This is a genomic window from Citrifermentans bremense R1, assembly GCF_000426865.1.
In the GTDB taxonomy this organism is placed as follows: Bacteria; Desulfobacterota; Desulfuromonadia; order Geobacterales; family Geobacteraceae; genus Geomonas; species Geomonas bremensis.
In genome coordinates this window covers 302,301-314,638 of sequence record NZ_KE384581.1, presented here as the reverse complement: position 1 = coordinate 314,638, position 12,338 = coordinate 302,301, and the positions used below count along the sequence as shown (strand labels likewise).

Below are 12,338 nucleotides of genomic sequence, written 5' to 3'. Positions count from 1 at the left end.
CTTCTTACCCCCACACCTACTCTTCGGCGAGCAGGGTCCTGTCGTTCTCGAAGGTCTTGTTACGCAGTTCGTGGAACTTCTGAATCAGCTTCTCCACGGTAAGCGCCTTCTTCTCCTCCCCCTCGATGTCGAAGATGATCTCGCCGCCGTCCATCATGAGCAGGCGGTTGCCGAACTCTATGGCGTGAGTCATGTTGTGGGTGATCATCATGCCGGTCAGGTTGTACTCGCTGATGAACTTGTCGGTCAGCTCCAGCACGATCTCGGCGTTCTTGGGATCGAGAGCCGCGGTGTGCTCGTCCAAAAGGATCAGGGACGGCTTGGAAAAGACCATCATGAGCAGGGTGAGCGCCTGGCGCTGGCCGCCGGAGAACATCACCAGGTTCTCCTTCATGCGGTGCTCGAGCCCCATCTTGAGCTGCACCAGTTGCTGCCTGAAGAGCTCGCGGGTCTTGTTGTTAAGGCTGCGGCGCAACCACTTCATCCCCTTTTTATGGGTGATGGTCATGTTGTCTTCCAGGCTCATGTTGCCGGCGGTGCCGAGCAGCGGGTTCTGGAAGATGCGGCCGATGTACTTCGCCCTCTTGTATTCCGGATCCCTGGTCACGTTCTTGTCGTTGGCCAGGATCTGTCCCTCGCTGGGAAGATAGGTTCCGGCGATGGTGTTGAACAGGGTCGACTTGCCGGCTCCGTTGGAGCCGATGATGGTGATGAAGTCGCCTTCCTTCACCTTGAGGTTGATGTTCTTCAGGGCCTTGTTTTCGTTGATGGTCCCCTGGCCAAAGACGACGGAAACGTTTTTAAGCTCGATCATTTTGCCACCTTGAACGGGACCTTCAGTTTCTTCGCCTGGGTCGCGATGAGCAGGACGATGATCAGCACGCCCTTGATGAGGTTCAGGTCGCTCGGGGTCATGTGGATGAGGTACCCGTAGAAGCGCCCGACATACATGACGGCGTAAAAGCATATGGAGCCGGCAATGGCACAGAAGGTGAGGACGCCGATCCGGTTGCTCTTGAGCATCAGGAATTCGCCGATCATGACCGAAGCCAGCCCGGAAACGATGATCCCCTGGCCCAACCCCACGTCGGCAAAGCCCAGGTACTGCGCGGCGAAGGCGCCGGAGACGGCGACCAGGCCATTGGAGAGGCCGACCCCAATCGTCTTCAGGGTCTTGGGGTTCACCCCCTGCGAGATGACCATCTGCTCGTTATTCCCCATGGCGCCCAGGGTCATGCCGAGGTCGGTGCGGAAAAAGAGGTCGAGCAGCACCTTCACCACCAGGGCGACGACCAGGAAAAACACCAGGAGGATGTACTCGTCCGGGATGATGCCGGTGAACTTCTCGGTGACCTGCTTCAGGAGGGTCGGCTGATCCAGGATGGGGACATTGGCGCGGTTGCCCAGGATCCGGATGTTGACCGAGTAGAGCATGGTCATGGTGAGGATACCGGCCAAAAGGTTCGGCACCCTTAAGTGGTTGTGGATCAGCGCCGTGACGGCGCCTGCCGTAACACCGCCGGCAAAGGCCACCAGGAGCGCTAGCCAGCCGTTCATCCCCATGAGGAGGCACTGTACCATGAGAGCGGCCCCCAGGGGAAAGGAACCATCGACGGTAAGGTCGGGAAAGTCGAGGATCCGGAAGGAGATGAACACCCCGAGAACCATGATGCCGTAAATAAGCCCTTCAACAAAAATGCCTTCGATCATAACTGGAACCGTCCACCCTTCTGAAGAAACAAAATCAAAACCATTGGCAAGGAGAACTTCTGAGTAAATCTGAGAAAGCAAGGCTTGAGGGGGACCCCATAAGCGGTTTTCTCAGAAGTTCTCAGATTTCCTCCATGCCAACGGTTTGTGGTTTTACTTTTTGGTCAGCTTGCCGTTCTGGCGCACGGTCTTAGCACTCTTCACGATGTCCGCCGGGACGGTGAGGCCGAGCTTCTTGGCCCCGTCGAGGTTGACCAAAAGGTCGACGTCGGAGGCCTTGGTCATGAAGCGGGTCGGCATCTGCTCTGGCTTCTTCCCCTTCAGGATCTCGACCACCATCTTGCCGGTGGCGCGCCCCATCTTGTAATAGTCGAAGCCCCAGGCGGCGAGGACGTCATAGGTCTCGGAGGAGCTCGGGTCGGCGGACACGATGGGGATCTTCGCCTTGCTTGCCACGTCCGCTACCGCGCTCATGGCGGAGACCACGGTGTTGTCGGTGCTGATGTAAAAGGCGTCGACGCGGTTAGCAATAGCCTGGGCCGCCTGCTTCACCTCTGCCGACTTGGTGACGGTGGTCTCGACGAATTCAAGCTTCTTCTCCTTGCACACCTGTTTTACCATCCCGGCAAGGACCACGGCATTCTCCTCCGAACTGGTGTAGATGTGGCCGATGCGCTTGGTCTTCGGCTTGATCCTGAGCAGCATCTCGATCTGCTGCCGGACCGGGGTCATGTCGGAGACGCCGGTTATGTTCTTGCCACCCTTGGCGAGGGAGGGAACGAGGCCCGCTTTGACCGGATCGGTGACCGCGGAGAAGACGATAGGAATTCCCTTGAGCGTGTTCACCAGGGCCTGGGCGGTCGGAGTGGCGACGCCGACGGCGAGGTTCACCTTCTGGGACTGGAACTTGTTGGCGATGGAAGCCGCAGTGTTGATGTCGCCGTTGGCGTTTTGCACGTCGAAGGTCGCGTTGATCTTGGCGTCCTTCAGTTCGTCCTGGACCCCCTTGACCACCGCATCCAGCGCGGGGTGGGAAACGATCTTAGAGATGCCGATCTGCACCTGCTTGGACGGGGCCGCCGCGAAAGCCGTTGCGGCGCAGACCAGGGACAAAGCGAAACAGAGCATCACGCTACGAAAATTCTTGCTCACCAGACACCTCCAGTTACATTGTAAGTAGATTTTTGCTGCGACTCCATATGGCAAGTGGCGATAATCGTGGGAAGTCTACCCGGCTAATGCAAGGCGGGCGCAAGAGGTCAGACCGATTTCGGTGCAGGAGCATATCACTCATGAAGAGCTACCGTCAACTTCATACTGTAAATTGGTGGAACAAAGCTTTGATAAAACGGAAAAAAACGCCTTTTAATGGCAAAACCCGACAATCAATTAGAATTCCTTACAAAAACTAGGCGGCTCACTGTTGACACCGCCGCGGTAAAAAAGGTAAAGTACCGCGAGCTGCAAGGTTTTGAGCTTTTGCAATGAGTACCAGGCAAGAAGAGCCCGCCCCTTTAACGGCGTAATCGGTCTCTGGACGCCGATCCGGTATTTCCCAGCAATCTTCCGATAAAGAAAACATCTAGAGATCTGCGGTCTCGGACAGAGACGGCCTTAAGGTCGTGCGACCAAAATGAGTTACCAGCCGTTTGCGGCATTGACATACCCATTCAAGGAGAAACTACGTGAAGCACCCGCACCTGCTCAATCGTCAACATCGCAGCGCCATGCTGCTATTTGCCCTTTTGGCGCTCCCCATCGGGCTTTGGGGATGCAAGGATAACAAATCCGGCGCAGCCACCGCGTCCGCACAGACCGTGACCCAGGGACAGGCAAGCTCGGCTGCAGCGCAGCCGCAGGCCGAACCCTCGGCTCCCGCAGTCCCGGCTGCTCCAGCGGCAACGCAGGGTCAAGCCCCCGGCACCGCGCCCGGTTTCAACAACCAGACCGGCGCGGCAACCCCTAAGGGGGCCAAGGGCGCCAAGGAAAAGGGTGCCGCCGCTCCCAAGGTTGCCTACCGCTCCGGCGAGGACCCGGACTACGCCGCCAGGAAAGGGTGGCCGGTGAAGACTCCGGCTACGCTCCCCGGCTCCATCCTCCCCCAGAAGAGGATCGTCGCCTACTACGGCAACCCCCTCTCCAAGAGGATGGGGGCCTTGGGCGAATACCAGAAGGACGACATGCTGCAGCGCCTCAAGCGCGAAGCCGCCAAGTGGCAGGCAGCCGACCCGGCGCACCCGGTTCAGCCGGCCCTGCACCTGATCGCCGTGGTCGCCCAGGGCGAGCCGGGCAAGGCGGGTCTGTACCGCATGGTGATGCCGGACAAGATCATCAACGACGTGTACAGTTGGGCCAAGCAGGCCAACGCCATCATGTTCATCGACATCCAGACCGGGCACGACAACATCCGCAACATACTGCCGCGCTTCGAGTGGATCCTCAAGAACCCGGACGTGCACCTGGGGATCGACCCGGAGTTCAACCTGATCAAGAGCGGGAAGAAGCCCGGGACCAAGATCGGCACCTACGATGCCGCCGACATCAACTACGCCTCTAGCTACCTGAAGGACCTGGTGAAGAAGTACAACCTCCCGCCTAAGGTCTTCGTGGTGCACCGCTTCACCCGCAACGGCGTCACCAACGCGAAGAACATCGCGCTGCGCCCCGAGGTGCAAATCGTGATGAACATGGACGGCTGGGGCGCCCCCTGGCTGAAGCGCGACTCGTACAAGGACTACGTCGTCTCCGAGCCGGTCGAGTACACCGGATTCAAGCTCTTCTACCACAACGACACCAAGAAGGGTGACGCGCTGCTCACCCCGAAAGAGGTGCTGATGCTGAACCCGAAGCCGCTCTACATCCAGTACCAGTAACGAACCCGATTGAACTGAAAAAGCGGCATCCTCCGCGATGAAGGCCCGAGGCCATCGCGAAGGGTGCCGCTTTTTTTGCTTCAAGGGGGACACTTCAAGGGGGACAGGCACCTGCGGAGCCAGTCCCCTCACCCCACTGCCAGGACACCGGACCAGTCCATGGTGACGGCAGCCTCGCTCGGCCTTCCTCCCTCGAAGCTCCTCTCGACGAACCTCGCCTCCCCGTCGCGATCCACCAGCAGCACCGTGCTAGAGCGCGTCCCGTAGCGCTCGCTTTCGATGAAAATGGGGGACAAAAGCCGCTCCAGTTCCAGCCCGACTCCCGTATCCGGCAGCTGGTCGTCGGGAGGGCGGGTCCGGTCCGAGAGAATGGCGAAGAGCTCCTCCAGATCCGGGTCGGCTGCGAGGAGCGCTTGCTCCAGCGCCTTTTTCCCACGCACCACCTTGGGCCAGGGTGTGTCCAAAAGCCGGTTGCTCAGCCCGTGGATCCCCGGCTCAAGGATGACGGTCCGGTCGGTCTTGCTGGAATAACAGCTGAGGCGCTCAGGCGTCCCCACGAGGAGGTTGTAGCCGCCGAAGGGGCCGGCCGCCTCCCTCAGGCACTCCAGGTACGCTTCGGAGTCGCCTGTTCCCTTCAAAAAGCCGCTCACCAGCCTGCCGCGGGACAGCCCGTGCCTGACCAGGTCGGCAGGGTCGCGGTAGTTGGTGAGCGCTGCTATCCTCGCGGTCGCGGTGATGCCGAGCCAGGTCCCGCCATGCAAAAGATCCCTCCCGCCGAAGAGCTGCGGCGCGTCCTCCCAGAAGGAGGCCTGGGCGGTGGGACGTTCGTAGTACTCGTCCCTGTTGGCGAGGAGGACAAGGGGGTAACGCGGGTGGGCGCGGCAGGCCAAAAGCAGAGTGCACATGGAATTTCCTGCTGGGGAAGAGTTCAGAGGTTGACGACGGCCTCTACGTCCTTTCTCTGCCTCTCGGTAAGAGACTCGAACTTGACGCCGGCGCCGGGGACGCAGCGGGTGACTCCCCACCGCTGCGACCAGCAGACGGTGGCCTCGACTGGGGTCTGGTCGGCGAACTCCAGAAAACGGAGCCAGATCGTTTCGCCGACCCGGAATTCCTCCATGGTGTGCAGAAACACCCCGGTCGGGCTGATGTTGATGGTGAACGACTTGAAAGTCTCCCCGTCCAGGAAGCGGCTGTCACGGCAGTAAAGAAGGTTCAGGTTGACCAGCTTGCGCTTCTCCTTGCGCAGCGACCGCGCGGGAAAAGCCTTGCAGCGGGTCTGGATGAAAAACCTGAGCGCCGAGTCGGTGTCCGGCGAAAAGCTCTGCTCCAGCGGGGTCAGCTTGATCTTCTTGTGCCGCGGCTCCCACTTGACCCGCAATACCGGGAAGAGGTTGATGATCTCGTAGGCGATGACTTTCTCTTCCTTGCTGCAGCGCACCAGGGTGAGGATGTCGACGACAATCCCGTTGTAGACCTTCTCTGTCGCCAGGGCGGACATCTCCTGGAAGGAGTGCGCGACGTCACAGGTGGCTCCACTATCTGTCACCGCATCGACGTACGCGCAGGCTGTCTCAGCATCTTTTACGACTATGAGTATCCTTATTTCTGACATCGGAGTATTTCTTCCTTTGGTGCCATGAGGCTACTGGAGTAATCGGCGGATGGCTTTCAAAGCTTGCTGCATTGCAAACGTGCAAAGTCACCGCATCCGGACATCTACACTATAACCGCTCATAAAAGAAGGTCAAACGCTTTCAGACCCAAAGGCTCCAGGAACATGAACAGGAAGTTCTAAGCCTCGAAGCGGTTTTGACATTGCCCTATAGATGGATAAACTCTAAGGCGTCCAGTTAAACCCTTATTCTGCAAACAGTTCAACAGCGGGAGAGCGATTATGCACATCGATCATGGCCTGGTAACGCTAATCGACTTCATCAAGACAGAGCTGGGAAAGGGAAAGCACGTCCATCACCTGAACGAGAGCGACGACCTGATAGAGGCGAAGGTGATGGACTCCCTTGCTGTGATGAAACTCATCCTGTTTCTGGAAGACCAGTTCGACGTCAAGATCGGCGACGAGGACATGGCGCTCGACAACTTCAGGTCGGTGGAAACCATCTACGCCCTGGTGGAGAAGAAGCGGAAGAAAAAGAACAAGGGGTAACGCCCGTTACCCGGGCCTAGTGGAACTGATGGCGACAATGGTTACGGTCAGGTCCCCCGCGGGGCGCTTGATGGTGATCTCGTCGTCAACCCTGCGCCCCAGCAGAGCCTTGCCGACCGGCGAGTCGACGCTGATCTTTCCCGCGGTTACGTCGAACTCGTCGGGTCCCACCAACTGATAGCAGCGTTCCTCCCCTTCCTCATCCTCATAGCTGACCCAGCAGCCGAAGCTCACCGTGGACGGATTCAGCGGCGGGTAAATCACCTTCACCACCTTAAGCCGGTCTCCCAGGTGCCTCAGTTCCCGATCGATCTCGCGCAGCCTCTTCTTCGAATAGATGTACTCGGCATTTTCGGAGCGGTCCCCTTCCGCAGCCGCGTCCGCCATATTCTTAACCATGCGCGGCCGCTCCGTCTCCCACAGGAAGTCGTAGCGCTCCTGCAGCCGTTTGCGCCCTTCCGCGCTGATCATGTTGCTTACCATTATTTCCACTTCCTTGTTAACCGTTAGTCGCCAGAAGGCGCCAGTCCCTGAGCTCGAAACGCGCGCCGCTTTTGCCGCTCACTGTTCGGGCGGAGAAGGGGCACCCGAAGGGGAGCGGGCCGGGGGAGCATGATAATCGAGTTTGGCGCGCAAGGCAATACGGGAACACCAGCCAGGGCGGGAGCGTACGTGAATCAGGCCAAAGCCGCAATTGTGGCGGTCTCGCCTGCTCTCAGTCCTGGTGCCGGTACTTCTTGAGGGATTGCTCGTAGGTCTTCTCGATTTCGTTGGAAGGGGAATAGTTGCTGAAAAACCTGGTCAGGGCCCAGGTCAAAAGCAGCAAGAAAGCGACCCAGGCAAGCCGCGCCAGGATCTGCCGCGGTGTCAGTTTGCGCCGGCCATAGCCGTCGGTCTCTCCAAGCTCACGCTTGTCCGCTATCTTGCGCAGGTGCTCGATCTGAGCCACGGAGATCTGCTTGAAGATCAGGTCGCGGTCCCTCTCGTCCAAAAGGTCGAACTGCATCCCGGTGTCGTAGCGGTAGGAGCCGTCCTTGAGCTGCCGGGGAGGCTTGGTGTGGATCACCCTGACCACCGTATGCACCACCCGCGGAGGATCGAGGGGAAGATGCAGCTCCAGGTTCATCAACTGCTCGGGCTGGACCTTCTGCGGGATCCTCAGGCAGACCCCGCCCCCCCCGAGGTTCAGCTGCGCACGCAACAGGTCCTGCCACTCGATCGGCTTGGCGGGGCGGAAGCGGGCCATCTGGGCCGCGATGACGTAATCGTCATACCCCTGGAACTTCATGTGCTCGTGCTCTTTTCGGACCTCCCAGTCCTTTTCCACGTCCCTGCGCAGCGATTCGTCGACGATGTCGTACTTGACCCTCATCCCCAGCTCGATGCGGAAGAACTGGCGCCGCTCGCGCAGCGTGAACGAGCCGAAGAGGCGGATGCGCAGCACCCGCCCCCCCAGTTTCTCGATGACTATGCCGCTGCAGGTGTAGACGTCGATCCCCGCCCGGATGCTGACATCGAGGATGAAGCCGATGTCGAAGCGCACCTCGGAAGGGAGGACGTCGCGCGAGATCTGCACCACCAGTTCGTCCTGGTTCCCCTCGCTGACTTCGGCCCAATCCCGGAACACGCCCCCGCCCGAAAGCGGGATCCCGATCTCGAGGCGCATCCCCTCGCCCAGGTATTCCCTGTACTCGCTGTATTCGTCTTCCATCGTGGGCCCGTGCGCTGTCTTAATAAGAAATTAACCTGACATACACATTAAACTCGACTCGCGACGTTTTGCAAGGGTGAAGATGCAGAGAATTACTGAAACGACAGGGAAGGAGGCCGCCTTGACAAAGAATCGGCCTGTGTTATCACAGGAAGGGTTGTAATTAATGAGACAGAGGAGGAGAGGAGACTTATGAAGAAGATCGCCAGATCGGCAGCAGCAGTTGTCGTGGTATTTGCAGCGTCGCAGGCCCTGGCCGTCGGCAACGGCAAGAAGCTGGAGTGGAACACCTCCATGGGGAAGGTGATTTTCGAGGGTAAAGACCACGCCGGCAAAGGGATGAAGTGCAACGAATGCCACACGAAGATCTTCAAGATGAAGAAAGATGCGGCCCAGATGAAGATGGCGGACATCAACGGCGGAAAGTACTGCGGCGAGTGCCACAACGGCAAGAGGGCGTTCAAGCCTGCCGGCAACTGTGCCAAGTGTCACAAGAAGTAGGCTGCATCAACTGAAATTCAGCAGCAACCCGACGGCGGCAGCCCCAAGGATCACGGCCATAGGAGCTATGGCCGTGAACTGGAGCAGCAGGAACCCGGCGCCCAGGAGTATGAAGTCGCGGGCAGAGACAAGGGAGTTCCGCCCCAGCGTGAAGGCGGCGGCCAGAACCAGCCCCACCACCGCCGGGAGTATCCCGTTCAGGAAGTGTTTCACCGCCTGAATCTTGCTGAACTGCCGGTAGCGGCTCGAAATGAGGAGCATGAGCGCGGTGCAGGGAAGGAAGATGCAGACGGTCCCGGCCAGCGCCCCAGCGAATCCCCCGGCCTTGAACCCGGAGAAGGTGGCGAGCATAGCCAAAGGTCCGGGGGTAAGCTGCGAGAGCGCCACCCCGTCCAGGAACTCCTTCAGGGAGAGCCACTGCATCTGATCCACCATGACCCGGTGCAAAAGCGGGATCAGGACGTATCCCCCTCCGAAAAAGACCACCCCGATCTTGAGAAACACCCCGCAAAGCTGCAGCAGCGCCGCCATCAGTTGCTCCTCCCGGCGCGCCACCCCTGGTACAAACCCCAGCACCCGGCGATGGCCAGGACGGTGAGACCGTTCACCCCGAAAAAGGCGCTGGCGGCAAAGGCAATCAAGGCGATGGCCGCGCTGTGCCAGCGGGTGGCGTTTTTGCGCGCCATCCCCAGAGCCGCCACCAGGATCAGCGCGATGACGATCGGGTTGGAGCCAAGGAGGGCGGACTTCAGCTCCGGGAGCTGGTGGTAGCGGAAGTAAAGCAGGCTCAAAAGGCAGACCAGCAGAAACGACGGGGCGATGAACGAGGTGGCGGCGACGATGCCGCCCAAGGCTCCGCGCAGGTAATAGCCGACGAAGGTGCAGCTGTTAAGCGAAAAAGGACCGAGGATCTGGCTGAAGGCAAGCCCGTGCATGAACTCGGTGTGTTCCAGCCATTTTTTCTCGTTCACGCAGCGCCGCTCGATCAGCGCCACCACCGCCATCCCCCCGCCGAAGCCGGTCGCACCTATCATGAAGAAGGTCGCCGCCAGTTCGGCCAGGGACACTTTTTGCGCCTTTTTTTCCATCCGGGCTTTATAGCAGGATCGCCGCCTTTAGAAAAGGGCGATTTTCTGCTGCGAAGGGGGAAGGGGAACAGGAAGGGGGACAGGCTACTTTTTCAAAAGAAAAAGTAGCCTGTCCCCTTTTCGGTTTTATGTTGCTCAAAAGCGGCGAAAACATATACAAGGGAGGATCGGGACGAAGCTTTTCCCTGAGCAAAGGAGATAGAGATGAGCGTCATTACCAAGAGATCGGTCTGCCCCTTCGACTGCCCGGACACCTGCGGCATGCTGGTGGAGGTGGAGGAGGGAAAAGCGGTAAGCGTGAAGGGAGACCCGCTGCACCCCTTCAGCCACGGCACCCTCTGCCCGAAGATGCGCCACTACGAGAAAAGCGTGCACTCCCCCCTGAGGCTCACCACCCCGCTCAAGAGAACCGGCGCCAAGGGAAGCGGCGAATTCGCCCCCATCTCCTGGGAGGAGGCGGTCGCGACCATCGCTTCTCGCTGGCGCGCCATCATCGCCGAGCACGGGGCAGAGGCGATCCTCCCCTACTCCTATGCGGGCACCATGGGGATCGTGCAGAGAAACGCCGGGCACCCCTTCTTCCACCGGCTGGGGGCCTCCCGGCTGGACCGCACCATCTGCTCCCCGGCTAAGGGTGCGGGGTGGCAGGCAGTGATGGGGCAGACGGCGACACCCGCCCCGGAGACAGCCGGCAAAAGCGACCTACTGATCCTTTGGGGGATCAACGCGGCCGCCACCAGCATCCATTTCCTGAACCAGGCCAAGGAGGTGCAGGCAAAAGGGGGAAAGGTGTGGCTGATCGACACCTACGAGACCCCGACCGCCTCGGCGGCGGACCGCACCTTCCTGGTCCGCCCGGGAAGCGACGGGGCCCTGGCCTTGGGGATCATGCACATCCTCGCCCGGGAGGGGCTCACCGATACGGCGTTTCTCGACTCGCAGGTGCAGGGTTATGAGGAGCTTAAGTGCGAGGTGCTCCCGCTCTACCCGCCGGAGGTATGCTCCCGCATCACCGGTCTAAACGTTGAAGAGATCGAACTGATGGCCCGCGCCTATGCTTCCGCCCGCGCCCCCTTCATACGCCTGGGTAGCGCACTGTCGCGCTACGGCAACGGCGCCATGACCGTGCGGACCATCTGCTGCCTCCCGGCTCTTGTCGGGGCCTACGGCAAGGAAGGAGCGGGATGCTTCCCCGACACCGCCACCGGCGCCGCCTTTCCCATGGGGCTCTTGCTTCGGGAGGACCTGATCCAGGGATCGCCGCGCCTTATCAACATGAACCAGCTGGGACAGGCGCTGAACGAGCTCTCGGACCCGCCGGTCATGGGGCTCTACGTCTACCACTCCAACCCCGCCGCGGTCACCCCGGACCAGAACGCGGTCCTGAAGGGGCTCGCGCGGGAGGAGCTCTTCACCGTGGTGCACGAGCGCTTCATGACCGACACGGCGCGCTACGCCGATATCGTGCTCCCCGCCACCTCTTCCCTTGAGCACAGCGACATCTACCGCTCCTACGGCACCTACTGCATTCAGAGGGCGCAGGGGGCGATCGATCCCGTCGGGGAGAGCAGGTCCAACTGGGAGGTCTTCTCGCTCCTCGCGGCAGAGCTCGGTTTTGAGGAGGAGCTCTTCACCCTCTCCGCAGACCAGGTGATCGACCGGCTCTTAGCCGTCCCTACGCCGCTGCGCCTGGGGATCGACGAGGAGGCGCTCGCCGCGGGACTCCCGGTGGAACTCGCCGCGCGGGAAGGGGGATACCGGACCCCCTCGGGAAAGATAGAGATCCTGAACCGGCAACTGGCGCACCCGCTCCCCGTTTACCTCCCCACCCACGAGGAGAACGGCCCCCTCCCCTTCAGGCTCATGACCGCCCCTAACCCCTACGCCCTGAACGCCACCTTCTACGAGCGGGAGGAACTAAGGGCGCGGCAGGGGGGGATGCAGCTCCGGATGAACCCGGCCGACGCCGCGGCCAAGGGGCTTGCCGACGGCGAGCGGGTGGTGGCCTGGAATGCGCTAGGGGAGGTGACCTTCCTGCTCAAGACGACGGACAAGGTCCCCGCCGGCCTCGTGGTCGCGGAGGGGGTGTGGTGGCTCGCCTACGCGCCAGGGAACCGCTCGGTGAACGCCCTCACCTCGCAGCGCCTGACCGACGAGGGCGGAGGAAGCACCTTCTACGACAACCGCGTCGACGTGCGCCGGGAGCTCTAATGGAGATTTTTGCCTCATGCTTTTAATCATTGTGCCGATGTAGCAAGGAGAAAGCGGCTAAAAAAGCGATGCGGGGG

General features: G+C 60.4%; 13 protein-coding genes. 4 read left to right on the top strand and 9 right to left on the bottom strand.

From position 1 onward, the window contains the following. Nucleotides 1-16: 16 nt before the first annotated feature. The 3 genes from K419_RS0120355 to K419_RS0120345 form a co-directional block, all read right to left on the bottom strand. Nucleotides 17-814 carry an ABC transporter ATP-binding protein gene (locus tag K419_RS0120355; protein ID WP_026843154.1) on the bottom strand — a complete coding sequence of 266 codons (798 nt, stop codon included), beginning with the start codon at nucleotides 812-814 and terminating at the stop codon, nucleotides 17-19. Continuing rightward, nucleotides 811-1,710 (bottom strand): ABC transporter permease, encoded by a 900-nt coding sequence (locus K419_RS0120350; RefSeq protein WP_026843153.1) that lies wholly within the window; start codon nucleotides 1,708-1,710, stop codon nucleotides 811-813. The genes K419_RS0120355 and K419_RS0120350 overlap by 4 nt, the downstream gene beginning before the upstream one ends. Nucleotides 1,711-1,863: 153 nt before the next feature. Next, entirely contained in the window at nucleotides 1,864-2,862 is a 999-nt protein-coding gene (locus K419_RS0120345; RefSeq protein WP_026843152.1) for an ABC transporter substrate-binding protein, read from the bottom strand. Between the two features lie 533 nt (nucleotides 2,863-3,395). Here K419_RS0120345 and K419_RS0120340 point away from each other — a divergent pair. Then, entirely contained in the window at nucleotides 3,396-4,583 is a 1,188-nt protein-coding gene (locus K419_RS0120340) for a hypothetical protein (RefSeq protein WP_026843151.1), read from the top strand. Nucleotides 4,584-4,711: 128 nt separating this feature from the next. Here the strand turns inward: K419_RS0120340 and K419_RS0120335 are convergent, their stop codons facing one another. Next, nucleotides 4,712-5,488 (bottom strand): NRDE family protein, encoded by a 777-nt coding sequence (locus K419_RS0120335; protein WP_026843150.1) that lies wholly within the window; start codon nucleotides 5,486-5,488, stop codon nucleotides 4,712-4,714. Nucleotides 5,489-5,511: 23 nt separating this feature from the next. After that, a complete protein-coding gene (locus K419_RS0120330) occupies nucleotides 5,512-6,198 on the bottom strand; it encodes a PilZ domain-containing protein (protein ID WP_026843149.1) in 687 nt (228 codons plus the stop codon). 282 nt (nucleotides 6,199-6,480) lie between these two features. Between K419_RS0120330 and K419_RS0120325 the strand changes: the two genes are divergently transcribed. Next, a complete protein-coding gene (locus K419_RS0120325) occupies nucleotides 6,481-6,750 on the top strand; it encodes a phosphopantetheine-binding protein (RefSeq protein WP_026843148.1) in 270 nt (89 codons plus the stop codon). 6 nt (nucleotides 6,751-6,756) lie between these two features. On the opposite strand, the gene K419_RS0120320 is transcribed toward K419_RS0120325, so the two are convergent. After that, nucleotides 6,757-7,233 carry a GreA/GreB family elongation factor gene (locus tag K419_RS0120320; protein ID WP_026843147.1) on the bottom strand — a complete coding sequence of 159 codons (477 nt, stop codon included), beginning with the start codon at nucleotides 7,231-7,233 and terminating at the stop codon, nucleotides 6,757-6,759. 232 nt (nucleotides 7,234-7,465) lie between these two features. After that, nucleotides 7,466-8,461 (bottom strand): PilZ-like domain-containing protein, encoded by a 996-nt coding sequence (locus K419_RS0120315; RefSeq protein ID WP_026843146.1) that lies wholly within the window; start codon nucleotides 8,459-8,461, stop codon nucleotides 7,466-7,468. Nucleotides 8,462-8,653: 192 nt separating this feature from the next. Here K419_RS0120315 and K419_RS0120310 point away from each other — a divergent pair, with 192 nt between their 5' ends. Then, the gene (locus K419_RS0120310) at nucleotides 8,654-8,962 is read left to right on the top strand and encodes a cytochrome c3 family protein (RefSeq protein ID WP_026843145.1); all 309 of its coding nucleotides are present in this window, start codon (nucleotides 8,654-8,656) and stop codon (nucleotides 8,960-8,962) included. A 6-nt stretch (nucleotides 8,963-8,968) separates the two neighbouring features. On the opposite strand, the gene K419_RS0120305 is transcribed toward K419_RS0120310, so the two are convergent. After that, on the bottom strand, nucleotides 8,969-9,493 hold the full coding sequence (locus K419_RS0120305) for a chromate transporter (RefSeq protein WP_026843144.1): 525 nt from the start codon (nucleotides 9,491-9,493) through the stop codon (nucleotides 8,969-8,971). After that, a complete protein-coding gene (locus tag K419_RS0120300) occupies nucleotides 9,493-10,029 on the bottom strand; it encodes a chromate transporter (RefSeq protein WP_404813219.1) in 537 nt (178 codons plus the stop codon). The genes K419_RS0120305 and K419_RS0120300 overlap by 1 nt, the downstream gene beginning before the upstream one ends. A 225-nt stretch (nucleotides 10,030-10,254) precedes the next feature. Here K419_RS0120300 and K419_RS0120295 point away from each other — a divergent pair, with 225 nt between their 5' ends. Beyond that, nucleotides 10,255-12,261: a molybdopterin oxidoreductase family protein gene (locus K419_RS0120295; protein ID WP_026843142.1), complete on the top strand. Its 2,007-nt coding sequence runs from the start codon at nucleotides 10,255-10,257 to the stop codon at nucleotides 12,259-12,261. Nucleotides 12,262-12,338 lie beyond the last annotated feature (77 nt).